This is a genomic window from Borreliella yangtzensis (assembly GCF_014201775.1).
In the GTDB taxonomy this organism is placed as follows: domain Bacteria; phylum Spirochaetota; class Spirochaetia; order Borreliales; family Borreliaceae; genus Borreliella; species Borreliella yangtzensis.
In genome coordinates this window covers 304,310-328,618 of sequence record NZ_JACHFG010000002.1, presented here as the reverse complement: position 1 = coordinate 328,618, position 24,309 = coordinate 304,310, and the positions used below count along the sequence as shown (strand labels likewise).

Annotated in this window: 25 protein-coding genes; 2 read left to right on the top strand and 23 right to left on the bottom strand. The window is 28.9% G+C overall.

Annotated features, from left to right (window positions below; genetic code table 11):
* Nucleotides 1-9: 9 nt before the first annotated feature.
* Entirely contained in the window at nucleotides 10-1,020 is a 1,011-nt protein-coding gene (locus HNP68_RS03740; RefSeq protein ID WP_183220602.1) for a peptidylprolyl isomerase, read from the bottom strand.
* Nucleotides 1,021-1,098: 78 nt separating this feature from the next.
* A complete protein-coding gene (locus tag HNP68_RS03735; RefSeq protein WP_183220600.1) occupies nucleotides 1,099-2,292 on the bottom strand; it encodes an acetyl-CoA C-acyltransferase in 1,194 nt (397 codons plus the stop codon).
* Nucleotides 2,293-2,433: 141 nt separating this feature from the next.
* On the opposite strand from HNP68_RS03735, the gene HNP68_RS03730 reads away from it, so the two are divergent.
* Nucleotides 2,434-3,798 (top strand): hypothetical protein, encoded by a 1,365-nt coding sequence (locus tag HNP68_RS03730; RefSeq protein ID WP_183220598.1) that lies wholly within the window; start codon nucleotides 2,434-2,436, stop codon nucleotides 3,796-3,798.
* 10 nt (nucleotides 3,799-3,808) lie between these two features.
* Here HNP68_RS03730 and dnaB read toward each other — a convergent pair whose 3' ends face one another.
* The 6 genes from dnaB to HNP68_RS03700 all read right to left on the bottom strand — a co-directional run bounded on the left by dnaB (nucleotide 3,809) and on the right by HNP68_RS03700 (nucleotide 8,757).
* Entirely contained in the window at nucleotides 3,809-5,176 is a 1,368-nt protein-coding gene (dnaB, locus tag HNP68_RS03725; RefSeq protein ID WP_183220596.1) for a replicative DNA helicase, read from the bottom strand.
* Between the two features lie 31 nt (nucleotides 5,177-5,207).
* Nucleotides 5,208-5,708 (bottom strand): 50S ribosomal protein L9, encoded by a 501-nt coding sequence (gene rplI, locus HNP68_RS03720; RefSeq protein WP_183220594.1) that lies wholly within the window; start codon nucleotides 5,706-5,708, stop codon nucleotides 5,208-5,210.
* Between the two features lie 15 nt (nucleotides 5,709-5,723).
* Nucleotides 5,724-6,014, bottom strand: coding sequence for a 30S ribosomal protein S18 (rpsR, locus tag HNP68_RS03715; RefSeq protein WP_183220592.1), 291 nt, complete (start codon nucleotides 6,012-6,014; stop codon nucleotides 5,724-5,726).
* A 14-nt stretch (nucleotides 6,015-6,028) separates the two neighbouring features.
* Nucleotides 6,029-6,478 (bottom strand): single-stranded DNA-binding protein, encoded by a 450-nt coding sequence (locus tag HNP68_RS03710; protein WP_183220590.1) that lies wholly within the window; start codon nucleotides 6,476-6,478, stop codon nucleotides 6,029-6,031.
* Between the two features lie 14 nt (nucleotides 6,479-6,492).
* On the bottom strand, nucleotides 6,493-6,921 hold the full coding sequence (gene rpsF, locus HNP68_RS03705) for a 30S ribosomal protein S6 (protein ID WP_183220589.1): 429 nt from the start codon (nucleotides 6,919-6,921) through the stop codon (nucleotides 6,493-6,495).
* A 141-nt stretch (nucleotides 6,922-7,062) separates the two neighbouring features.
* Nucleotides 7,063-8,757, bottom strand: a complete 1,695-nt coding sequence (locus HNP68_RS03700; RefSeq protein WP_183220587.1) for a PTS transporter subunit EIIC — start codon at nucleotides 8,755-8,757, stop codon at nucleotides 7,063-7,065.
* A gap of 209 nt (nucleotides 8,758-8,966) precedes the next feature.
* Between HNP68_RS03700 and trhA the strand changes: the two genes are divergently transcribed.
* Complete coding sequence (gene trhA / locus HNP68_RS03695) at nucleotides 8,967-9,671, top strand: PAQR family membrane homeostasis protein TrhA (RefSeq protein ID WP_183220584.1); 705 nt, start codon at nucleotides 8,967-8,969, stop codon at nucleotides 9,669-9,671.
* Here the strand turns inward: trhA and rseP are convergent.
* The 15 genes from rseP to greA all read right to left on the bottom strand — a co-directional run bounded on the left by rseP (nucleotide 9,664) and on the right by greA (nucleotide 24,285).
* Nucleotides 9,664-10,965, bottom strand: coding sequence for an RIP metalloprotease RseP (rseP, locus tag HNP68_RS03690; protein WP_183220582.1), 1,302 nt, complete (start codon nucleotides 10,963-10,965; stop codon nucleotides 9,664-9,666). The genes trhA and rseP overlap by 8 nt on opposite strands.
* A gap of 18 nt (nucleotides 10,966-10,983) precedes the next feature.
* Nucleotides 10,984-11,841 (bottom strand): phosphatidate cytidylyltransferase, encoded by an 858-nt coding sequence (locus HNP68_RS03685; protein WP_183220580.1) that lies wholly within the window; start codon nucleotides 11,839-11,841, stop codon nucleotides 10,984-10,986.
* A complete protein-coding gene (uppS, locus tag HNP68_RS03680; protein WP_183220578.1) occupies nucleotides 11,831-12,523 on the bottom strand; it encodes a polyprenyl diphosphate synthase in 693 nt (230 codons plus the stop codon). The genes HNP68_RS03685 and uppS overlap by 11 nt, the downstream gene beginning before the upstream one ends.
* Nucleotides 12,524-12,527: 4 nt before the next feature.
* Entirely contained in the window at nucleotides 12,528-13,082 is a 555-nt protein-coding gene (gene frr / locus HNP68_RS03675) for a ribosome recycling factor (RefSeq protein ID WP_006068344.1), read from the bottom strand.
* A 40-nt stretch (nucleotides 13,083-13,122) separates the two neighbouring features.
* Nucleotides 13,123-13,959 (bottom strand): translation elongation factor Ts, encoded by an 837-nt coding sequence (gene tsf, locus HNP68_RS03670; protein ID WP_183220822.1) that lies wholly within the window; start codon nucleotides 13,957-13,959, stop codon nucleotides 13,123-13,125.
* Nucleotides 13,959-14,747 carry a 30S ribosomal protein S2 gene (gene rpsB / locus HNP68_RS03665; protein ID WP_183220576.1) on the bottom strand — a complete coding sequence of 263 codons (789 nt, stop codon included), beginning with the start codon at nucleotides 14,745-14,747 and terminating at the stop codon, nucleotides 13,959-13,961. Before rpsB ends, tsf begins: the two co-directional genes overlap by 1 nt.
* 226 nt (nucleotides 14,748-14,973) lie before the next feature.
* Nucleotides 14,974-15,252 (bottom strand): hypothetical protein, encoded by a 279-nt coding sequence (locus tag HNP68_RS03660; protein ID WP_183220574.1) that lies wholly within the window; start codon nucleotides 15,250-15,252, stop codon nucleotides 14,974-14,976.
* Between the two features lie 19 nt (nucleotides 15,253-15,271).
* On the bottom strand, nucleotides 15,272-15,967 hold the full coding sequence (locus HNP68_RS03655; RefSeq protein WP_183220820.1) for a hypothetical protein: 696 nt from the start codon (nucleotides 15,965-15,967) through the stop codon (nucleotides 15,272-15,274).
* 87 nt (nucleotides 15,968-16,054) lie between these two features.
* A complete protein-coding gene (locus HNP68_RS03650; RefSeq protein WP_183220572.1) occupies nucleotides 16,055-16,663 on the bottom strand; it encodes a tetratricopeptide repeat protein in 609 nt (202 codons plus the stop codon).
* Nucleotides 16,663-18,318: a 30S ribosomal protein S1 gene (locus HNP68_RS03645; RefSeq protein WP_183220571.1), complete on the bottom strand. Its 1,656-nt coding sequence runs from the start codon at nucleotides 18,316-18,318 to the stop codon at nucleotides 16,663-16,665. The genes HNP68_RS03650 and HNP68_RS03645 overlap by 1 nt, the downstream gene beginning before the upstream one ends.
* A gap of 2 nt (nucleotides 18,319-18,320) precedes the next feature.
* Nucleotides 18,321-18,986 (bottom strand): (d)CMP kinase, encoded by a 666-nt coding sequence (gene cmk / locus HNP68_RS03640; RefSeq protein WP_183220569.1) that lies wholly within the window; start codon nucleotides 18,984-18,986, stop codon nucleotides 18,321-18,323.
* Nucleotides 18,970-19,713: a pseudouridine synthase gene (locus HNP68_RS03635; protein WP_183220567.1), complete on the bottom strand. Its 744-nt coding sequence runs from the start codon at nucleotides 19,711-19,713 to the stop codon at nucleotides 18,970-18,972. Before HNP68_RS03635 ends, cmk begins: the two co-directional genes overlap by 17 nt.
* Nucleotides 19,700-20,461 carry a hypothetical protein gene (locus HNP68_RS03630; RefSeq protein ID WP_183220565.1) on the bottom strand — a complete coding sequence of 254 codons (762 nt, stop codon included), beginning with the start codon at nucleotides 20,459-20,461 and terminating at the stop codon, nucleotides 19,700-19,702. Before HNP68_RS03630 ends, HNP68_RS03635 begins: the two co-directional genes overlap by 14 nt.
* 11 nt (nucleotides 20,462-20,472) lie before the next feature.
* Nucleotides 20,473-21,570, bottom strand: coding sequence for a recombinase RecA (gene recA / locus HNP68_RS03625; protein WP_183220563.1), 1,098 nt, complete (start codon nucleotides 21,568-21,570; stop codon nucleotides 20,473-20,475).
* A gap of 12 nt (nucleotides 21,571-21,582) precedes the next feature.
* Nucleotides 21,583-24,285 (bottom strand): transcription elongation factor GreA, encoded by a 2,703-nt coding sequence (gene greA / locus HNP68_RS03620; RefSeq protein WP_183220561.1) that lies wholly within the window; start codon nucleotides 24,283-24,285, stop codon nucleotides 21,583-21,585.
* Between the last annotated feature and the right edge of the window lie 24 nt (nucleotides 24,286-24,309).

The following is a 24,309-nucleotide window of genomic DNA, read 5'->3' as shown; positions in this document are numbered from 1 at the left end:
AAATATGTTTTATTTTAAACTGGAATCCAAAATTTGTATATTTGCAGACTTATTAAGCTTACCATACACATCTTGTTGCACTTGAACAACAATTTGCTGTTGTTGAACATTAATCATGTTATTTCTTATTGCATCCTTAACAATCAAATCTGTAGTAGGCGATACTTTATCATTCAAGCCTAAAAATCTCTGAGCATATTTTTCTGTAACTTTAATAATATGAAATCCTTCCTTTGAAGCAATGGGCGAAGATATATCTCCCTTATTAAAATTAAAAACCTCTTTTACAAAATCAGCCCCAAGAAGATTTTGAGCATTTTGATCGCCCCTCGATAAAAACCCAAGATCTCCATTTTTGGCTTTAGAAGATTCATCATTTGAATATTTTCTTACAGCTTCTTCAAAAGTAATTTTTTTTGATCTTATTTGGCTTAAAATATTTTTTGCTTGATCTAAAACATCTGACCTTTTTTTATCTTTAGTAGAAAAAAATACATGACTAACTCTTGAAATATCAGGATTTACAAATTTAGTTTTATTGGCCTCATAATACTCAACAATTTCCTTCTCACTAGGAGTTTTGACTTCAGAAAACTTAGGCTGAGCTTGCTTTAAAACAAGTTTTTGAGAAGACAAAGATCTTTTCATTGAAGATAAAAGCTCCCCCCAATTTGTACCTTGTTTTTCTATCATCTGCTTTATTTGCTCATCAGTAAGATTTACAAGTCCAAATTGGGTTCTAATTGTTTGCATAACCTCATCATCTGAAATTTGAATTCCTTGTTTTGAAGCCTCTTGACTAAAAAGAACATCTGCTATTAAAACTTGCAAAACTTGCTTTTTCTCAGCAACAGTCAAATCTCGTCCTTGAGTCTTTTTAAATAGATTAACTTTAGAATCAAAACCGGTTTTAGTAATAATTTCATTTTTATATAAATTAATAATAGCAACGGGAGTATTTTGAGCATAAGAGTTAATCCCTACAGTTCCTAATATTACCCAAAATAAAAAACTCTTCATAACATAACCTCTATTAAAGAATCACTTACACACTAATTTAACAAAATTTTACATTTAAATCTAGTTAATAAAACATTTTCATCTATACAAAAAACTAGAAATTCCTTGCCCGCCACCAATACAAACAGATGCTATTCCTTTTGTTTTATTTTTCATTTTCATAGAACGAGAAAGTGTTAATAAAATTCTTGCACCACTAACTGCAAATGGATGCCCCAAAGCAATAGCTCCGCCATTTATATTAATAATATCGCTAGCTATATTGTATTTTTTAAACAAGGCATTTTCAACACTTAATGCTTGAGATGCAAATGCCTCATTCACCTCAATCAAATCTATTTCGCTAGGATTTAAACTTAATTTATTAATAATACCCTCAATAGCAACATAAGCTCCAAAACCCATATAAAGCGGATCAAGTCCCACACTTTTAAATCCTCCAATATAAGCTAATGGCTTTAGCTCTAAGCTTTTTACTTTCTCCTCACTTGCCAAAATCAAAAAACAAGCCCCATCATTTAAACTAGAAGAATTTCCCGCGGTTATTGTGCCTGATTCTTTAAAAACAGGATTAAGGGATGCCAGCTTATTTAGAGTTAAATTATCTCTTATTTCTTCATCACTTGAGACAACCCTGCTAGAATTAGTCTTTTTATCAAAAACAGTTAGGGGATAAATTTCATCTTCAAAATATCCAAGTTCTCTTGCCTTTAATGCCTTTATATGAGAGTTATATGCAAATACATCTTGCATCTCTCTTGTTATTTTATATTTTTCTGAAAGATTTTCAGCTGTAAGTCCCATGGAAATAAAATTTAAAGAATCTATTAAGGCATCTTTTTGGATTGAATCTTCAAGCCCAAAATTACCAAATTTAAGTCCATCAAATCTAATCTTTTTGGGCAATAAATAAGGAGAATTGGTCAAATCTTCCACCCCTCCAGCTAAAACAATATCATTGTCTCCAAGAATAATAGAATTAAATGCAAGCTCTAAAGCCTTAAGGCCAGAACCACAAACTTTGTTAACACTAAATGCAGGCACACTATCGCCCAAACCAGACTTTAAAGTAATTTGCCTTGCAACATTTTGACCAAGTCCCGCAGATATTACATTCCCAATAATGACCTCATCCACTTTACATAACTTGTTTCTTCCAAGTAAAGCTTTAACAACTTTTGAAGATTCATCAATAATATCTAAAAATTTAAAAGAACCCCCAAATTTGGCATTAGGTGTTCTAAGTCCATCAATAATAGCTACCTTTTTCATTACAACTACTCCTTAAAAGTCTTAGCAAGCTTCATTGAATTATACAATAGCTAGCTGTAAAAACTAAGTTTATTCAATAAAAAAAGTAAACTATTTAACCTAAATTACTTAATAAAAAAGCTAAAGTGTTATAATTTTATAATGCGCTTTAGAAAAATAATATTCATAATGCTTATAATTTCTACTTTAAAAGCTTATTCTTATAATCATGCAATCCAATATAAAAATGAAGGTATTGACAAGTATTATTTTGAAATACTAAATGATGGATTTGGATTTTCTTTAAGCGATTTTTTTGATGATTCAAGAAGTGGTTCCCTAATTTTTACTTACACTTCAAAATACAATTTTATGGTAAATATAGAAGCACACATGTTAACTTTTAGAGGCTATAAAGACTCCCCAAAATCTTTAATTAGTAGAACAGACTTAATTGAAATAGGTTTTATGTATTACTTTCCAATTTTATTGCTAATTAATGGAAAAAATTTCGGAGAAATAGACTTAGGGATTGGAATTAAAAACTTATTATTTGGAGACTGGGGAGGACACTTAATGCAAAGCATAATTCACCTCATCTTAAATCAACACCGACCAATTCCAAGTATAAAAAGCTATGATAGCTACAATTACAGGGGATTTTTAAGTTTTGCTCTAAATTATTCTTACATGAGGTTTTTAAATTTAGAAAATTACATGGATTTATCTTATTTTGCAGATTATTTTATCAAAAATAGTATTGGCATTACCTTAAAAAATGAAAATATTGGATTTGATATAAAATTTTACACACAAATTCAAAATCAAATTAACAGCCTTAAAACATATTCAAAAATACAAGAAGCAGAAACGGGAATTGGAATAAATTACCAATTTTACTCTAAAAATTTTTTCATAACAAATAATTTAAATATTAAAAATTTTTCAACCAAAGAAAATTTTTTAAGTGTTGGGGGATTTGGAATCATCATTACACCTGAAGAACACACAAAAATATCAGAACCGAACAATGAATTTAATATTATAAGCAATAATTTTTATTTTGGATTTGATATTATGATCCCATTTAAAATAAGAAATTTAATATTTTATAAAATAACTGAAAACATCAACCATTACTTTTCACTATCAACAAATTATTACACCAATTATAATGAAACTAATAGTTTTACAAATCGATTATCGTCGGGGATCATGTATGAATTTTTACCCCAAAGAACATTCAATCCTTACATCATTTCGGGATTATTTTTTGCCTATAATCAAAATAACCGAGATATTAAAAGCATCTTCAGACCAATAAGAATAAATAACATTCTTCAAGCTGGAATTGAAAATGAATTGGGATTTTTGTTCAAAATGCTAAAATACCACAACACAGAGTATACTTTTAAAATATACTCAAAAGTCAGTTATGTTCCTCTGGCTTATAACCTAGATGAAAAAAAATTAGAAAAACATTCTATTAACTTTAATTATTTAGGAATTGGAGTGGTCATTAAATAACAACATTAAATTAATAATGGTGGTCCTTGTTAACAAACTTAGTAATGTGTGGTAAAAATAATATATCCGCCCTACCTGTAGGGCCATTTCTATGTTTTGCGACAATAACCTTAGTTTCTATTGGTTCTATCTCAGCAGAAGACTCAAATTTAAAATCTTTATCTCTATGAAGTAAAATTACAATATCAGCATCTTGCTCTAATGCTCCCGATTCCCGTAGACTAGCAAGATTAGGTTCACGCCCTTCTGTATCTCTTGTAAGCTGAGATAATGCAACAATAGGAATCTCAAGCTCTCTAGCAAGCTCTTTGAGAGATTTGCTAATCGAGGCAACTTGTTCATGCCTTGGAAGATTTTTTGTTTCAAAAGAAATCAAACTGATATAATCAACAAATATTATATCTATACTATAAAATCGCTTAAGCTTTCTAGCTTGAGTTGCTAAAGTTAGCAAACTAATATTGGGAGTATCTTCAATATAAAGCTCAGAATCACTAATCTCATTTACAATATCATTTAATGATTTTATTTCTTGTCCGGATAAAATACTATTTTGAACTTTAAAGCTATCAATACAAGATTGAGACGATATTATTCTTTTTATTAAAGCATCCGCTGTCATTTCAAGGGAAAAAAATCCCACTTTTTTCTTTCCTTCTTTTCTTAATGCTATAGCAGACGCAATATTTAAAGCAAATGCTGTTTTACCAATACTAGGGCGAGCACCAACTATAATAAAATCACTATTTCTAAAACCCCCAATAAGAGAGTCGACCTTTTTAAATCCACTTGGAATGCCAAAATTTGCTTCCTTTTTTTTCATACTACGTTCATATATCTCATTATGAACACGTTCTGCAATAACCTTAGCATGATAGAGATTTTTACTAGAATAATCTAACTCGATTGAAAGAATCTTTTGTTGAGATTCTTCAACAATCTCATTAATAGTTTTAGTAGAATCATTTATATAATCATTAAGTTCTTTAGAAACATTCAAAATACTTCTACGAACACTCTGTTCTTTTACAATTTTTGCATAAACATTTATAGTTCTATCTGTTGGCAAATAAACTGAAAGTGAATCTAAATAATCTGGTAAATTAATTAAATCTTTTTTAACCAAAAGCTGTGTTTTTGAAACATTCTTAGACACTTCTTCAAAAACAGTAATAGGGTCGATATTCTCTCTTTTTTCATAAAGCGAAACCATTGCTTTGAAAATCAACTTGTGGGTCTCATTGTAAAAATCATCGGCTCTCACATGAAAAGCAATTTGCTCTAACTTATCTGAATTATAAAATATACTAGAAATTACCGCTTTTTCCGCACCATCATTAAAAAGAAGTGCAGAATTAGAAAAAGCTGCTAAAGCCACAAACTACACCCTCTACCCTTTCTCTTTTAGCTTACTCATCTACTTTATTTAACTTTTTATTTAAAGGCTTTTTATCCTCTTGCTTTTTTTCTTTTTTTATCTCTACTTTAATAATAGAACTAATACCTTCATAAAGCTTGACTGTCACATCATAAGTTCCAAAAGTCTTTAAAGTTCCATGATGTATATCTATTTTTTTTCTCTCTATATCAAAACCAAGTTTAAAAAGTTCATCAGCAATATTCAAACTGTTAATGCTATGAAACAATTTTCCAGAATCATTGGATTTCATAAAAAATTCTAATTTAACAAGATCAAGCTTAGATTTCAGATCATTGGCAATTTGTTTTTTTGCCTCTTGCTTTTTTAATATCGATCTTCTTTTTTGATTAAAAATCTCAACATTATGTTTATTTGAAAAAACTGCAAAACCTTTGGGTAGCAAATAATTTCTTGCAAACCCATCTTTTACTTCTACAGTATCTCCCTCTTTCCCAAGGTTAATAAAATCTTCCTTTAATATAACTTTCATAACTACCCCAAACAACTATTTTTTTACAAAAGGCAACAAGGCCATATATCTTGCCCGCTTAATTTCTAATGCCAAGCGCCTTTGATGCTTGGCAGAAGTTCCAGTAATTCTTTTAGGTAAAATTTTACCTTGCTCGGTAATAAACTTTTTAAGAAAATCAAAATCTTTATAATCAGGATGCTTGCCAGAATCACAAAATTTACATGACTTTCTCTTAAAAAATCTGAAATTTGAATTTTTTTTGAAACCATCCTGCTGATTTTCAAATCTTAAATCTTTTTGATTTACATCTCTATCTTTATACATAAACTTAAACTCCATTAAAAAGGTATATCCTCGCTAAATGTATCATCAACAATATCAATATCTTTACTTGCATCTTCTTTTTTATAACTTGACAAACCATTAATATCTGAATCTTGCATTTGAAAAGTATTAGAACCTGAACTAAACATTTGTAAATTATCTACAAATATATTCACCTTACTTTTCTTATCACCCGTATTCCTATCTTGCCAGCTTTCATATTTAAGAGACCCACTTACTACAACTTGTTTACCCTTTTTTAAATAATCATTAAGACTTTCGGCTCTTTTTGAAAAGATAACACAATCAAAATATTGTGGATAATCAATCCATTCATCATTTTTCTTCATTCTTCTGTTATTAGCTAAAGAAAACCTAAGAACAGCCATGCCACTTTCTGTATAAGAAAGCTCAGAATCTCTTGTAAGTCTACCAGATAATACTAATGAATTAATATCAGCCATTATTAAAAACCCTCTTACTTTTCCTGAATATATGAGTTTTCAGAGTCCGCTGATGTTTCAATTTTATTAAAACCACCCTTAAGACTGTCTTTGTCTTTGTCAATATTGTCTCTAAATTCCCTAAAATTTCTTCTTTTAATTTTTTTAGTATTGATCTTTCTAACTATTTTGACCAAAATCATATACCTAAGCAAATTTTTAATTAACTTAAGCCTTGATTCAAGCTCCTTTAAATTATTACCTTCCATACTAAATTCTATTATTTCGTAACGACCTCTGACTTGCTTTTTGATAGGATATTCTAAGGCTCTCTCCCCAATAAAATTACTAACAATATCAGTTGCACCAAAAAACTCTAAAGATTTTTTAACCTCTTCCAAAGAACCTTTATACTCAATCTCTTCACTTTTAAACAAAAAACATGCCTCATACCTTTTAATCATTATTAAAACTCCTTATGGTCTATCGCATTGCAAAATTTGCAACAAAGGTTATTAGTTAGTATATAAAAGAGATTAATTTTTTTCAACAAGAAAAATTTTATTTATAACGCAAAAAAAGTAATTAAAAAATAATCTCAACCCTTAATCTTCTTCTGATTCGCTAAGCTTATAGGCTTTCCCCAACTTGCCTTGTTTTTCAAGTTTTTTATCTTCTTGCATATCAACATAAGTTTTAAAGCCCTTTTTTACATTATCAACCGCAACCATAACGCTAGCTTCAAAAAGACTTTTTGGAGAATAGGTATCAATGGCCTGTTTAATATAATATGCATTAGATCCATAAAAAAGCTGCACCCTACCATTAATAAACCCTATCTTTAGGGCTCCAGCCTCTTTAAGCAAATTATTATCAACAAGCTCAGTATTAACAACATCTACATGCAACCTTGTAGAACAAACATCAATCTTTGTAATATTGTCAAATCCTCCAAGGCCTTGAATTAAAAGATGCGCAATCCCAAGGCTCTCCAGTTTGCCTTCTTGACCTTCAAAAAATGGATCATCTGCAACAAATATCTGAAAATCAAAATATCTATAAAGCCAACTAAAAGTAAAATAATAAAGGGTAAAAAAGATTACTCCCAAAGGTACTACACTAATCCAATTTGTCTTAGAATTACCTTGAAGTATTCCAAACATAAAAAAATCTAAAAACCCAGTAGAAAAAGTATTGCCAATCGTAACATCAAAAAAATTAGCAAGCAGCAATGCAAATCCCGAATAAATCGAATGCACAAAATAAAGCAATGGCGCTGTGAAAATAAATAAAAATTCTAAAGGCTCAGTTATTCCTGTCAAAAAAGCCGTCAAAGCACCAGAAAAAAGAAGCGCTGCAACCTTACTTTTATCTTCATGAACAATTCCCTTATAAACCCCTAAAGCCGCTCCAGGCAGTCCAAACATAATAGAGATATAAAATCCACTACTAATCTTAGCAAATCCTGATGAAAATTTACCAAGTGATGGATCTAACAACTGAGCATAAAATATATTCTTAAGACCCCTAAATGTCTCCCCATTAATCGTCTCCACGCCCCCTAGAGAAGTAAACTCAAAGGGAAAAGATAAAATAGAATGCAATCCCATAGGCAATAACAACCTATTTAAAAATCCATAAAGGAAACTGCCTAAATAATCAAATCTAAAAACAAAAATACCTAAAGATGCGATTAATTTATCAAAACTTGACCAAACCAAACAAAAAAATATAGCCAAAATAACGCAAAAAGGCATAATTATTACTACAGGTACAAAATGGCACTCTGAAAAAAAGATAAAAGGCTTTGGAAGCTTTATATTATAAAATTTGTTATGCAAATAACCAACTACAAGCCCCACCACTAAAGATCCTGCAATTCCCGTATTTAAAGTTTGAACACCAAGAAAATTTATGCGCCCCACAGAAGACATTGCATCCGCTTCAACAAGCCCTGAGAAAGTCTTAATAAAATAATTTTCAGTAATATTAAATGTCAAATAACCAATAAGACCTGCTAAAGCAGCTGTTCCTTGCCCCATTCTTGCAACCCCAATAGAAATTCCAATGGAAAAAATTAAAGGCATATTGAGAAGAATAGCATTGCCTATAGCCTTCATTAGGCCTAAAATATCTTGAAAAAAAAATTTATCAACGTACACAATACTAGAAGAATTTGAAAATACAGACCCAACGCCAATCAACAAACATGAAACTGGTAAAATAGAAATAGGCACTCGTAGTGCTTTAGAAAATTTTTGCAAACTTGTAAAGTTAAATATTTTAATAAAATTAATCATGCTAAACCTCTCCCAATGCTAATTCCAGCAAACACTATCTATTATAAAGCTTTTTTTGCAAAAAAAAACTTTACTTATGAAACAAACCAAATAATAAAAATTTAATAAATTATATAAGATTTAATTTACTCTTGAGAAATACTTACAATTAAAGTAATGTATTATATATTTTATAAATAAATAGAAATAGATTAATCGGAGGCAATATTGTGCTTACAGAAACCAAACTTAAAAATTGCTCGTTAAGTGATGTTAACATAAGTAAAATTCCAAAAAATGAACTTTTCAGCTCTATATCCCACCTTTTTGGAATTATTTTGTCTATAATTGGAACAACAATTCTTATTACAATATCAGCTCTTAAGAAAAAAGATTTACATATGCTTGTATTCTTTATTTACGGATTTTCAACGACTCTATTATATGCAATGAGCACTCTTTACCACATATTTCCGAAAGGAAGCAAGATAAAAAAAATATTTAGAAAATTTGATCATATTTCAATATTTATTCTAATAGCAGGAACATATACTCCTGCATGCGCAATTCTTGTACCAAATAAATCAGGACTAATAATCTTATGTATAGTGTGGGGTCTAGCTATAATAGGAATCATTTTTAAAGCAATATTTACAAATAGCCCTGGGTGGTTTAATGGATCTATATTTATAATCATGGGCTGGATTATAATTTTTAAAATTAAACCTATTTACAAGGCTCTTAACGGAAGAGGATTTTTTTGGCTAGTTTTTGGTGGAATTGTATATACAATAGGCGGAATAGTATACATTTTAAGTAAAAAATTTAATCCAAAAATTAACATGAAAATGCATGATGTATTTCATATATTGATAATAATAGCATCAATATCTCACTTTTGGCTTATGCTAAAATATATTTCTAATTTTAATTAACTACATGCAAAATACCCTTCAAATCATTAAAAAGGCCTAAGCCAAAAAGAAACAGCGCCAAAAAAATACCAAAGCTATAAAAAGAATAAATGGTTTTAGCCTTAAATCTTTTCCCACGTAAAAGTTCAATAAAGGTTATGAAAATTTGCCCTCCATCAAAAACAGGTATTATAATAAAAAACAAATTCATACCAGCAAGAATCAAGCTTAAAAAAGAAATACTATTAATCCAATACAATAGCCCTAAAGAATATGATGAAGAGAGAATGCTTACAATTCCAACAGGACCTGATACACTTTTAGAAGTATTTAAAAAATTTGTTATTAATAAAAAAATAGAATATAAAATATCTTGCAAAGCACTTACAACCTTAAAAAAAGAATTTTTAACAGCACTTGAAACATTCTCTACTTTAATTATCCTTTTTAAAGGTGGCGAAAAATATATACCTATAATTTTATTTTTATCCTGAAATACTAATTTTGAAGAAAAAATTTCTCCATTCCTAGCAAACTTAATCTCCACAACATCTGAATTTAAATTCTTAAGCAAATCATCTAAGTCTCTCTTATTTTTCAAAAGAATATTATCAATACTAATTATTTGATCACCCGATTTCATTCCCGCAATCTCAGCAGGGGAATTTAAAACTACATCTGATACCACAAGGTCAATCCAAGGGCCAATTTCTTTTAAAAAATCTTGCAAACTAACAGTCTTTTCAAAAGAAATAATTTCTTTTTCCCTTAAAACATCAAATGTAACTGTGGACTTTTTCTCCGGAATAATACTTTTCAAATCAGAGAAATATTCAATTTTTTTATTATTAACCTTTAATATAACATCACCATCTCTAAATTTATCTTTCAAAAAAGAATTTTTACTTAAAATATTAATCTTTGAAGGATTATCAAAATATATAACACCCATCATACTTATAAAAATGAAAACAATAAATGAAAAAATCAAATTAAACAGAGGGCCTGCAAAATATATTAAAATTTTTTTGAAATGTGAAATTCCAAACAAAGAATCTTTATCCGCTTCTAATTCTTTATTTGCCTTGAGTTCTTTTTCTAAATGATCAAATCCTTTAAGTTTGCAATATCCCCCTAAAAGGATTGGAGAAAGTCTGTACTCAGTATTATTAATTTTAAACTTTAATATGCTAGGACCTATACCCACAGAAAAAGCTTCGACCTTAACTTTAAAAAGTTTGGCAAATAAAAAGTGACCCAGCTCATGAATAAATATTATAAAACTAAGCGCCAGTACACTAAAAAGAATATACATAATTTCCTCCAAAAATCACTAAGATAAGTATAAATAAAATATGGGACCCGTCAAAAGAAAAGAGTCAATCGAATCAAGAGCCCCACCTCTACCAGGAATGATTTTCCCAGAATCTTTTACTCCAGCACTTCTTTTTAATCCAGATTCAAATAAATCACCAATAATGGTGAAAACTCCAATCAAAATGCCTAAAATAATAGATTCTCCATAGCTTAAATTTATTAATCTAAAAACTACCGCAAATATAGCAGTAAAGACAGAAAACAAAATGCCCCCAAAAAACCCCATTAATGTTTTATTTGGACTAATAATAGTGGGACGATAACTGTTTTTACCAAAAAAATACCCAAAAAGATATGCAAAAGTATCGTTTCCACTTACCATAGCAAAAAGTATTAACATTAAAAATGGTGCCTTGGGTAAAGTTGTAATAGAAACTATAAAAGACATTAATGCACCAGGATATATAAGTATGAAAAGTATTGACGTTGCTTGAGACAGGAAATTTCCGATCTCATGTTCTTTGATAAACACCAAATTAACAATCCAATTGCTAAACACCAGCGCTATAACTAAGTAATATACCACATTCATGCCCAAATAAAAAACATTAAAATGAATATACGTTAAAATTGGAGGCACAAGCCCTAAAAAAAAAGATAATAAGCTTGAAAGTCCTAAAGATTTAAATCTTAATAAATCATTAACTTCTTTTGCAGCAAAACCACTAAATATAAAAATTAAAACATTAAGAAATAAATAATTTTTAAAATCTAAAAATATTAAAAATAAAATTAAAGGAACAAAAAATAAAAATGTTCCTAACCTTGCAAAAAAAGTGAATCTAGTAAACTTACTCAACAAATCATCTCCCAAAATTTCTTATCCTAAATTGAAAACATTCCAAATCCTTACCATATCTATTGCCATAATATTCAGGCCACAAAACATTTGAAAAAATTAATTCAGAATAAGCGATCCTCCATAAGAAAAAATTACTTATTCTAATATTTCCACCTGTACGTATTAAAAGATCAAGGTCGGGCAATTCTGGATTATCCAAAAAACTGGAAAAAGCATTCTCATCTAAAGACTCTAAATCAAAATCGCTTGAAACAAATTTTCTAACAGCTCTAAGTATTTCATTGCGTCCCCCATAATTGATTGCTAAATTTAAAATAAGGTTGCTAAAATTTTTAGAAAAACTAGTAGAATCTTTTATAGAACTTTTCACTTCTTCACTTAAAGACTCAATATCTCCTGAAACTATTATTTTTATCCCATTTTTTTTATAAAAATTAAATTCAGCCCTCAAATAGCTAGCAATTAAAAACATTAACTTTTCTATTTCACAATCATCCCTTTTCCAATTTTCAGTAGAAAATACATAAAGGGATAAATATTTGATACCGACCTTTAAAGAATGCTTAACTATTTCTTTTGCTCTTTTAAGACCTTCTTTATAACCCTCCAAAAAGGACAATCCCTTACCTAAAGCCCATCTTCTATTGCCATCCATGATGATTCCAACATGCCTTGGAAGAGAATTTTTATTCATGGTTTTAAACTTCCATTATTTCTTGAATTTTAGATTCTAAAATCGTATCTATCTTTTTAATATAAATATCTGTGGATTTCTGAATATCGTCTAAAATTCTTTTTAAACTATCCTCTGTGATTTCTGATTCTTTTTCTTGTTTTTTAACCTTATTGTTTAAATCCTGTCGTATATTTCTAGTTGAAATTTTATGTTCCTCCGCTATTTTTTTAGCATGCTTTACAATATCTTGCCGTCTTTCACTAGTTAAAGCTGGAACCTTGATTCTAATAACCGAACCATCACTTGAGGGGTTCATAGAAAGGTCAGAATTAAGTATGGCTTGCTCTATCTTATTTAAGATACTTTTATCCCAAGGTTGAATAACAACAAGCCTTGCTTCAGGAATTCTAATACTTGACACCTGAGTTATAGGCGTTCTTTGGCCATGGTATTGAATAAAAATTTTATCAAAAATATTACTACTAATTCTGCCTGTTCTTAAAGTTTTATATTCATTATCAAGCGATAAAAGAACCTTGCTCATCTTTTCATCTAGAAAAGCCTTATAATCTTCCATATAAACTCCCCCTTGCTGATAAAAAGCAATACATCATTATCTACCCTATTCTTAAATATTTAAACTCAACTATTTCTACCTTGCTTGAAATTGCTTTTGAAATTTCTTCCAACATTTCCCTAACGGTGATTTTATCATTTTTGACAAAACTTTGTTCAAGAAGAGAAATTTCAGCAAGATGTTTTTTTATTTTTCCCGCAACTATACCTTTGACTATGCTTTCTGACTTACCACTAAATTCTAATTGTTTAGCAAATATCTCTTCTTGCTCTTTAATATAATTTGGACAAACATCATCATTTCTCAAATAAATAGGAGCAAACGCAGCCACATGCAACGCTAAATCCATAGCAAAATTTTGCAACATTTTATCTTCAGTTTTAGAAAAATCATCTACTTTAAATTTAACTAAAACACCTATCTTAGATTGTTCACCATGCAAATAAATTTTTACAAATTCATTAGATTGAATTTCGGTAATAAAAATTTTTTTAACCTGAATATTTTCTTTTATAGTAGCTGCTAAATTTTTAAGCTCTGACTCTTGAGAAGTAGTTAAAGAATTTCTTCCGCTCTCTACCAATTCTTTAATTAAAGAATTTCCCAAATTAACAAAATTATGATTTAAAGCAACAAAGTCTGTTTCACAAGAAACAAGTAAAAGCCCAGCATGAATATTGCTTGAATACGAGAATACTCTGCCTTCTTTTGCATCTCGATCAAGTCTTTTCTCAGCAGATGCAATTCCCATTTCTCTAAGTTTTTTTTTAGCCAATTCAAAGTCTCCACCAGCAGAAGACAACGCTTTTTTACAATCTCCAAAACCAGCATTAGTTTCTTCTCTAAGCTTTTTTACATCTTGAGGACTAATAATGATCATAAATTATTTTCCCCCTTTTCAATAGAATCACTTTTATCATTTTTAATTTCAATTTCTTTCATCAAATCTTCTTCATTCAAATTTTCAATTATTTGAATACCGACCTCTTTATCACTTTCCAAAATAGCATCAGATATTATTTTGGTAAACAAAGCAACAGAACGAATAGCATCATCATTGCCAGGGATTGGGCAATCAATAACATCTGGATTACAATTTGTATCAACCACAGAAATAATAGGAATTTTTAATTTTCTAGCCTCATTAATAGCTATTTGTTCTCGCTTAGGATCAATAATAAAAATAGCACCCGGCAGTGTTTCCATGTCTTTGATACCTGTTAAATTTTTAGCTAATTTTAATTTTTCACGATTGAGTTGTGAAATCTCTTTCTTACTTATCATATCAAAAGTTCCATCAACCTCCATCTTTTCTAGCTTTTTTAATTTTTGAACAGATTTTCTAATTGTATTAAAATTAGAAAGCATGCCCCCAAGCCATCTATTGTTAACATATGGCATATCACTTCTTCTTGCTTCTTGTTCAATTATCTCACTAGCTTGCTTTTTGGTTCCAACAAAAAGCACCTTTTTACCATCCTTTATCACGCTTTGAACAAGCTCGTAAGAATCTTTAATTCCTTGCAAAGTCTTTTGAAGATCTAAAATATGTATTTCATTCCTCTCGGAAAAAATAAATCTTTTCATTCTAGGATCAAGCCTTTTTACCTGATGGCCAAAATGTACCCCAGCTTCCAATAAGCTCTTCATCGTAATAATTGCCAAATCAACCTCCTATTATCCTTCTCTTTTACTCACTATGACAACACATAGCGGAGAAATTATACACTCTCTTTTATAAGAATATAATAAAATAATCCAATTAATAAGTCCACCAAGTCAAAACAAACATCTTTCTCTTTAATAAAATTAATAACAAACCACATTAATTAAAAATTATTAAAAGCTAAGTTGATATCTAACTATGCCTAGTTCTTTTTAAAATCATTCTTTATAAATCGTTCTTATTTCTTTCAGAGAATTTAATTAAACTTATTAAAACAACTGAACCTAAAATAGGAAATAAATAAAGAACTAGATCTATTTGCCTTTCATAATAATCAGAATAGAAAAAAGGAATAAAAAATAAAAATACAATACCACCTAAAAAACTTATTAAATAAACTACTATAAACTTAAAATTCAATATGTTTAAAAACATAACAAAAAAGCTTACTAAAAAAGAAACAACAATGTTTGTTAAAATCAAATGAGAAAAAAATACCATCATAATTACTCCTTAAAACCAACTAATCAGATAAACTAAATCCCGATAAATCCCCAAGATCGATAAGAACGGTGTAAGCATCGTCAACAATACTGCCTACACCCATAACAAAAATTGCCAAGTTATATTTGGGAGCAATATCTCTTGTAAAAAAATCGTCATTTATATGCTTTAGATCGATTGGTCTTTTGTCTTTGTCTAAAAAATTAGACTTTTTAATAGCTTTTGAAAAACCTATATACTCCCCTTTGTCAATGTAGGATCTATATATGTTTTGCTTCTCAAGAATCACGGGAGATGAAGAAGTATTTCCATTTCTTACAATAATAAAAGCCTCACCAGGAACATCTTTTCTTAATTCTCCAAAATTTATTTCAAAATATAAGGACAATTTGTTATTGACCCACTCTTTATTTAATTTAAAAACAGGTTTGCCCGAATAAATATTAGAGCTTAAATTTATTTTATAAAATCCCCTATTATTAAATTCACTAACATTGTCAAAAACACCCTTTAAGGCTTCAAAATCTTTTTCTACACTTTTTCGAAAACTACTTATATGATAATTAGCACCTTCTGGATAAAACTTGTAATATATATCAAAACCCCTTAGCTTCTCAGCTACTTGATTAGAAAAATAATCTGCTGGCAAAAAAAAAGCTACTGAATCTCTAGAAATTCGATTATCGATCTTTTCTGGCGAAGGAAGTATTAAAATATTATCAAGACCACACCCAAAAAACCCTAGACAAAATACAAGATATAAGATAAAAAGAATTATAAAACCTCCCTCAAAAAATACAAATTAATTTTGCTTAAGTTCTAAAATTTTATTATTTGCTATATTTATATATAAATTATTTTCATAAGGAAACTTAATAATCTCCTCATACACTTTTAAAGCAAGGTCTTTATCTTTTTCCTCTATCAATACTGCCTTACTCAAAAGAGCTCTCACCTTTAAAAACCCTAAACTAGTTCTATTAATAAGATCCTCATAAACCAATAAAGCGTCTTCTTTTAATCCCATTTTTTCATAAACTGCAGCTTTATTAATAAAAGCAATTTCGCTTTCAATACCTTTTGCCTTAATAACAATATCCAAATCTTTAATAGCATCATCATACTGTGATTGACTTTGCAAGTAAATAGCTCTAGCTAAATAAAACCTTGAAATAAAATAAGATGAAATTTCTTTTTCCTTTGAAATAAGTTCACTTATCTTAAAAGATATTTTTTCTCTCTCTTTAGCATCATTTTCTCTTAAATAGTCATTTAAATCCTTTTCAAGATTTTCTACTATTTCTCCACCACTCTTTACATAATCTTTGCCTAAAGAATTATAAAAAACAACAATAGATAAAAAGACAAAAATAACCGCAATAAAAAAAACTAAAAGACCATTCTTAGCCATTATTCATCCCTCTTTAACAAATTTTCAAATGGCTTATAAGATTCCTCATCATTGCCCTTAAATAAATAAGAAGAAATCTCTTCTCTTGATCTTTGATTTTCATACTCCCTATAAGAAAGCAATACCGATCTGTCTTTAGAATCAATACTTGTTATTACCACTTTAAGCTTATCTCCAATGTTTAATTTTTCAAAAGTTTCCAAACTAGATTCTTTTGTATCTCCTAGTTGAATTTTGCTAATAAAACCCATTATTTTATTATAAACTTTTACCTGAAAGCCTTTTGATTTTTTTTCTACAATCTCAACCTCAATAGCATCGCCTTTTTTATAGCTTTTAGAAAAATCTTCCCAAGGGCTCTCTTCTAACTGCTTAATTCCTAATCTAACATTTCTCTTGCGTCTGTCAACCTCAAGTACTTTCCCATTCACTAAATCGCCTATCTTAAAATATTCTTCAGGATCAATCTCTTCAAGCCAAGAAATATCAAACTTACTCACATAAGCATCTATACCTTCTTCAATATTTACAAAAGCACCCGTTTTTGTAATATTAGTAACAACACCTTGGATAACCTTTCCAATAGGATATTTCTCATTTAATCTATCCCAAGGATTTTCATTGATCTGTTTAATACCCAATGATATTTTTTGATTTTCTTTGTCTATCTCTAAAATCTTAACTTCTACTATCTGACCAAGCTTTATTAATTCTTGAGGACTCTTTATTACTCTTATCCAAGAAAAATTACTTATATGTAAAAACCCTGACAATTCACTGTCAAGTTCAACAACAGCTCCAAAAGGTAAAATTTTTACAACTTTCCCTTTTACAATGCTATCAATTTTATATTTAGCATCTACAGAATCCCAAGGATTTGCTTTTAAGGCTTTAAGGGATAATTCCATTTTGCCTGTTTGTGGATTTATTTTAATAATTTTTAACTTTAACTTATCACCAACTCTAACAAAATCTTCAATATTTTCAACTTGATTAAAGGCAATATTTCTTTTATGTAAAATTCCTGTAACAAAATTTTTAATTTTTACAATCGCACCATATTCTGTAATACGCTCAACTACGCCATCAACCACATCTTCTTCATTGTAAGAACTTACTAGCTCTATTTTCTTAGCAAGCTCTCTTTCTCTTTCTAAAGTGCGCCTATCAAGAATAAGTCTCAAACCATCCGCTTCACTTGCTTCAAGAATATAAAATTCAACAATAAGACCTCTTTTTAATTTCTCATCCTTTGATTTAGAGCTTAAATAAAAAGGCATAAAGCCAGAAACATTTTCATTAATTTGAATCCTATAACCATTTGAAAGTTCAGCCAAAACTTTACCTTTGATTATTTTTTTATTTTGAATATATTCATTTACTTTATCTTGAAAATTTAAAGACTCAAGCTTTTCAACGCTTAAAATCAGACCTAATTCTCCACCTATTCTTACAACAATTGCTTCAAGTTTATCACCAATTTTGGGAATATTTTCAAATTCTTCAATCTTGATAAAGCCTTCTGATTTATACCCAATATCTACTAGAACATAATCCTTCATAATATTAACAATAGTACCAGAAACACGACTTCCAAGCTCTACTCTTTCAAGTACTTTCAAATAATTTTCTTGTAAATCTTTTTGATTTTCCATTCTCACCTCTCTCTTACTTTTTTCAAATTAAACTTTTCTATTATAATATTACATACATCGTCTAATCCTTTGTAGCTTGTATCAAGGTAAAAAACCCCTTTTGATAATTCTAACTTACCATATTGTTTTCTCTTGTCAACATCATCTCTTATTTCTAGAGTACGCTCTAATTCTTCTAAAGTCTCATTCCCATTTCTTTGCTTATATCGCCTCAAAGCTCGAACTTTAACAGAAGCATCAAGATATATTTTGAATTCAGATTCTGGAAAAACAACAGTAGTAATATCTCTACCTTCTATTATATAATTATCATTGCTAAATTTAACAACCTCTCTTAACTTTTTATTCACAATATTTCTTATTCCAATATAAGAAGAATAAAAAGAAACTTGAAAATCAATCTTATCGTTTAAAATTTGACTTTCAACATTCTCTCCATTAAGCAAAAAGCTGAAATTGTTAAAACTTATCTCATTTTCAAGAATCAAATTCAAAAGTCTATTCTCGCTGATAAAATCACAGCTATTCATGGAAGACCTTTGGGCAATTAAAGTTACTATTCTATAAAGATAACCAGAGCTTATAAATTTATAGCCCAATCTTATACCAAGCTCTCTTGCAATTGAACTTTTTCCTGATGCCGAAGGTCCATCAATTGCTATTATCATTTAAATTCTCCAGTCTGGATCTTAACCTATTTATCTTAACTAAAGGAACAATTTTTACTTGACCTTCCTTTAAACTATCTAAATTAATATTGCCAATTCTAATTCTATGAATTTTTTTTAAAAAAACATTTTTGCTTAAAAACACTTTTCTTATTTCCCTATTTTTTCCCTCATCTAAAATCAATCTAGCAGAATTTTTATTTAAAATTTCATAAGATTTTAATTTAAAAAATTCTTTTTTTATTTTTATACCTGACTTAAAAGAAATAAGCAAATTTTCATCAATATTTTTTTTTGATTCAATAATATACTCTCTTTCAACTTTTCCTCTTGGATGAATAATATCATTTGCAAATTTACCATCATTAGTGAATAATAAAAGTCCAGAACTTTTAAAATCAAGCCTACCAATTGAAAATATACGCTCTTTAAACAAGGGCTGTACTAAAGATATTGCTAACTTTCTTCCATTAACATCAAAATTGGAACATAAATAATTTTTAGGCTTGTTAAGAGCCAAATAAATTTTACTTTGAAAGTCTGTAAAAACATAAACTTGTTTCTTATAAACTATTCTATCCCCTAAAACCACCCTATAACCAAGCTTAGCAATAGAACCATTAACCCTTACAAGCTTATTTTTTATCAGATCCTCGCAAAATCTTCTTGAACCTATTCCCTTTTCAGCTAAAAACACTTGAACTCTGGGGGTTTTAAGTGTAGTCATTAATTTTACAACCCCGATACAATACTAATTTATTGTTCAGATATCCTAAATTCACAATATTAAGCATTTTACACTCAAGAGATACTAAAAAATAAGAGAATCTTTCAAAAGAATAATTATCAGCATTAAAATCTAAAAAAGATTCAAAAATTACACTACTCTCTTTATTTAAGATAGAAATAATTTTCATTTTTTTCTCAAAAATTTTCAATTCATATTTATTACAAACAGCCTTAAATTTTTTATTGCACAATAAATTTTTATTAATAACTTTTTCCTTCAATACACTAGACTTTTTCTTTAAATTTTTATTTTTATCATTAGAAATAGCATTAATATTTTTAACAAAATTACCACTATAACCAAAAATAAAATCTTCAATCATTTTTGAGTCATAAAATTTGAAATTCTTTATTTGATTTAATTGTAATTTTTCATTTTCTCTATTCTTACTATGATCTATTAACCTTTCCACAATTTTGCGTCCTACTTTTTCTTTGTATTCAAGCTTTAATGGGAATAAAATTTGCGTCTTCCAATAAAACAAATTGTTAGCAAGATAAAAAAAATCAATAAGTCCCCTAATGCTTATATTAAGATCGCTTGAAACATTTGTGAACTCTTCAATTATTTGATTTAAACTTAAAGTTTTTAAAACATGTCTATTCATGTTAACATATTCAAAAAAAAGCTCTATTCCACCTGTAAAATTATCAAGATTGATGGAATAGCTACTTAATTCTGACATTTAAACTTTCCTTACTGCTCATATTCATTTTCCTTAAATTCAATAGAATTAACATTCTCTTGATCAAAATTATTAAAAATAATTTTTCTAAGACTCTTGTCCAAATCATTTGTAAGTCCTAATTCTTTGCTAAGATATTCAATAACACTCTCTCTCCCCTGTCCCAACTTATTATCTCCTAATGAATACCAAGACCCTGTTTTTTGTATTAAATTATACTTAATAGCAGCATCTAAAATACCAGCTTCTCTTGAAATACCTTTTCCAAAATAAATTACCAATTCTACTTTACGAAAAGGGGGGGCAACCTTATTTTTCACAATCTTAACTCTAATTCTATTGCCAATAACATCATCACTTGAACCTGACCTAGTTACTTGTTCAATTTTTCTAACTTCAAGCCTAATAGATGAATAAAACTTTAAAGCATGCCCACCAGTAGTAGTCTCAGGATTGCCAAACATAATACCAATCCTCATTCTTATTTGATTAATAAACATAATGCAAGTATTAGATTTAGAAAGTATGCCCGTAATCTTTCGAAGCGCCTTACTCATTAGCCTAGCTTGAAGACCAATCTGGGAATCTCCCATTTCTCCATCTATCTCTAATTTAGGGGTTAAAGCTGCCACAGAATCAACTACGATCAAATCAATACCACCGCTTCTGATTAAATGCTCAGCAATCTCAAGAGCTTGCTCTCCGGTGTCAGGCTGACTAAGCCAAAGTTCTGCAACATTAACTCCCAAAGCTTTTGCATAAACAGGATCAAGAGCATGCTCAGCATCAATAAAAGCAGCTATGCCCCCTTCTTTTTGAACCTCAGCAATCGCTTGAAGAGTCAAAGTAGTCTTACCGGACGACTCAGGCCCAAAGATTTCTATTATGCGCCCTCTAGGATATCCACCAATACCAAGAGCTTCATCTAGCACAATAGATCCACTTGATATACTAATTATGCCTTTTCCAACAGGAGATTCTCCCATCTTAATAAGGCTTCCTTTTCCAAAAGTTTTTTCTATTTGAACTCTTGCAAGTTCAATAGCTTCCTCTTTGTTTACTCTCTCTATATTAACGATCTTTTTTCTTTTTTCCTTTAACTTTGACATTCTTAATTTTTCCTAGCTAAATTTTATGGGTTCTATTTTCTTTACAAAATATCTAAAATTAGTATTATTTATAACAAAATTGAGATTATCACCTTCTCTAGAATCAAGTAAATTTTCTCCAAAAGGTGATTTATATGAAATAATGCCTTCATCAGGATTTGATTCCCAGGGCCCAAGTATTAAATAAGATTCATCTTTACCTGTAGTCTCATTTAAAATGATGACCTTAGTCCCGAAACCAACAACAGAACTTTGAAGATCTTTAGTATCTATAACTTTTGCACTCTCTATTTCCAACATTAAAGAATTTAATCTTTTTGTCAAAAACTGTTGTTTTTCCTTAGCAGAATGATATTCAGCATTTTCTTTTAAATCACCAAGTTCACGAGCTTTCCCAATTTCTTTTGAATTTTCTGGAATTTCAACTTCCTTTAAATGTTTAAGCTCTTTTTGCTTTTTATTCAAAGAGCTTAATATGGTTAAAAATCCAATTTCCATTTTCTCACCCGAAAGTTGCATTTTTTCATCTTCAAACTCAACCGAATCAAATAATTGTCTTATTATAGATTTAATCTCTAAAAGATCCTTGGGCGGAAAATCTTTTACATAAAAACAGGTCATATAAACTCTCTTTGCAAGCTCTTCATCTTTAACACATCCTAAGACCGATTTAAGATATTCATCTTTAACTAAAAGATTAATTACCATTTTATAAATTCTTTTACTTGCAACAGAATTATTTTTATTATTAATTCTAATAACACTGTCTGTTAAAATTTTAATCAAATTAGCTAAAAGATCCGAATCTGAATAACTCAGCTCAACAGAATAGGTTTTATAGTGCTTCAAAATCCAAATATAAGCATCTTTGTAGATCTTATAATTTTTTATAACATAATTAAATAATTTTTCCACTTCTTTAGGATCTTCTTTGTAAAGTGATTCAACCAATTTTTTATTAACAGAATGAGGGAAAAGTTCCTTATAGTATAAAATCCAATTACTAAGTTCTTTTTTAATTAAAATAACCAATTCTTTTTTAATTTCTGCACTCAAAATTGAATCAAAAAGATCCACTATTCCTTTTGGATACTCCTTTAAAAGGGATTCCAAATTAACATCTTTTTCTATATTAACTTTTAATGACAATTCTTCAGAAAAATTACCTAAAGACCTAAGAATAACATAAGAACTTATAACATGATGATCGACCTTTGTAAAATTGTTAACATAAATTAAAAAATAGTTGAGCATCTCTTCTTCAATATGCAAATCCTTAACAATTCCTTTAACATTACAATAGTTTATAAATATTTCGTATCTTTTATAAAAATCTTTCTCAATTTTAAATTTATCATACATTTTTTCATTCAAATTGGAAGATCTCTCATTATATATATAATAATCAAGCTTCCCAGAATCCATAACAAAATGGGGATTATCTTTTAAAATTTGTTTTGCCTTCAAGCTCCATGAATTCCATGAACTTTGAGTCATCAAGCTTGGTACTAACTCTTTTTTTATTCCCTTTAAATCAATAGCTTTATAACTTTTTATAATAACTTTTACAGCCCACTCAATATCTTTTTTTACTCTATCTGCAAGTTCCTCTTTGGGAGTTATAGCCTTTAATACCCTAATATCCTCTCTGCTAAGAGGAGAAAGAGCCGTCATTGCCATATCAAAACCAATAAAATGGCCTCTTTTAGAAACAAAATCAACAGTAATGCCATGATCATTTACATCCCTCACTATTCCAACAGACCAAGTTTGGTGATAAACAAAGTTGCCCTTTGCAAAAAATAAATATTTTTCAAAATCTGAATATACGTCAACAAAATTTTTATCTAAGTTTTCAATATCAGATTTTAGAAGATAATCCTCAATATTCTTTACATCTTTGTATCTTTCTCTTAAAAATTTAACTAAATTTTCTCTTGCTTTATGATTTTTATTGTCAAGTTTTAAAATACCTTTTAAAATTTCTATTGTTTCATCAATATTATCAGTCAAAGAGTAATGATCAAACAAATCTTCATAAAGAACTATAGCCTTTTTAAATCCAAGATCTTTTTCAATTTTTTGTAAAATAAGTAAAAAAGAATCAAAATCATCTGAAACATAATGAATAAGTTTTGCCCATACTTCTCTAATTCCTGACATTTGTTTTTTATCAATAAAACGATAAATGGCCTTTCTAAAATAAAAAATTGATTTTTGCAAATCAATAGTTTCATAATAAGTAGCAAGTTGTCTTACAAACACAGTGTCATCAATATCTGCTTCAACAATTCTAGTCCAAATACTTGGAAGCTTATCATTTTCATTATTTTGGGCATATATTTTTGCAAGAGTATAAAGAGCGTGCTTATTTTCAGAAACAGAAAGCATTTCATTACATATATGCTCAACAAGAGTCCACTTTAAATTTTGAGAAAATAAATCAATAACAGCAAGTAAATTCATATCATTTAAAGGGCGCCTACTATATATAAGCATTCCAGAAATATAAAGCCCTGCTATACTTTTTTTAACATCCTTTAAATGTTTGCCACAAATATCAAGCACATCTTCTGTTAATCCCTCATCAATTATATTATCTATTAAATCATCCAATTCTTTTATTTTAGCAAGAGAATAGTTATTAACAACTATTCTTGTCCATTTATCTTCTTGCAAAATACTATCTAATTTTTTTATGGTAACACTAGACATTAAACTCTCCTAACATTGATTTTT

Bases quoted from the DNA above. Each gene is read 5' to 3' on its own strand.
- HNP68_RS03740 (WP_183220602.1), bottom strand. From the start codon at position 1,020: ATGAAGAGTTTTTTATTTTGGGTAATATTAGGAACTGTAGGGATTAAC.
- HNP68_RS03735 (WP_183220600.1), bottom strand. From the start codon at position 2,292: ATGAAAAAGGTAGCTATTATTGATGGACTTAGAACACCTAATGCCAAA.
- HNP68_RS03730 (WP_183220598.1), top strand. From the start codon at position 2,434: ATGCGCTTTAGAAAAATAATATTCATAATGCTTATAATTTCTACTTTA.
- rplI (WP_183220594.1), bottom strand. From the start codon at position 5,708: ATGAAAGTTATATTAAAGGAAGATTTTATTAACCTTGGGAAAGAGGGA.
- rpsR (WP_183220592.1), bottom strand. From the start codon at position 6,014: ATGTATAAAGATAGAGATGTAAATCAAAAAGATTTAAGATTTGAAAAT.
- HNP68_RS03710 (WP_183220590.1), bottom strand. From the start codon at position 6,478: ATGGCTGATATTAATTCATTAGTATTATCTGGTAGACTTACAAGAGAT.
- rpsF (WP_183220589.1), bottom strand. From the start codon at position 6,921: ATGATTAAAAGGTATGAGGCATGTTTTTTGTTTAAAAGTGAAGAGATT.
- HNP68_RS03700 (WP_183220587.1), bottom strand. From the start codon at position 8,757: ATGATTAATTTTATTAAAATATTTAACTTTACAAGTTTGCAAAAATTT.
- rseP (WP_183220582.1), bottom strand. From the start codon at position 10,965: ATGTATATTCTTTTTAGTGTACTGGCGCTTAGTTTTATAATATTTATT.
- uppS (WP_183220578.1), bottom strand. From the start codon at position 12,523: ATGAATAAAAATTCTCTTCCAAGGCATGTTGGAATCATCATGGATGGC.
- frr (WP_006068344.1), bottom strand. From the start codon at position 13,082: ATGGAAGATTATAAGGCTTTTCTAGATGAAAAGATGAGCAAGGTTCTT.
- HNP68_RS03660 (WP_183220574.1), bottom strand. From the start codon at position 15,252: ATGATGGTATTTTTTTCTCATTTGATTTTAACAAACATTGTTGTTTCT.
- HNP68_RS03650 (WP_183220572.1), bottom strand. From the start codon at position 16,663: ATGGCTAAGAATGGTCTTTTAGTTTTTTTTATTGCGGTTATTTTTGTC.
- HNP68_RS03645 (WP_183220571.1), bottom strand. From the start codon at position 18,318: ATGGAAAATCAAAAAGATTTACAAGAAAATTATTTGAAAGTACTTGAA.
- cmk (WP_183220569.1), bottom strand. From the start codon at position 18,986: ATGATAATAGCAATTGATGGACCTTCGGCATCAGGAAAAAGTTCAATT.
- HNP68_RS03635 (WP_183220567.1), bottom strand. From the start codon at position 19,713: ATGACTACACTTAAAACCCCCAGAGTTCAAGTGTTTTTAGCTGAAAAG.
- HNP68_RS03630 (WP_183220565.1), bottom strand. From the start codon at position 20,461: ATGTCAGAATTAAGTAGCTATTCCATCAATCTTGATAATTTTACAGGT.
- recA (WP_183220563.1), bottom strand. From the start codon at position 21,570: ATGTCAAAGTTAAAGGAAAAAAGAAAAAAGATCGTTAATATAGAGAGA.
- greA (WP_183220561.1), bottom strand. From the start codon at position 24,285: ATGTCTAGTGTTACCATAAAAAAATTAGATAGTATTTTGCAAGAAGAT.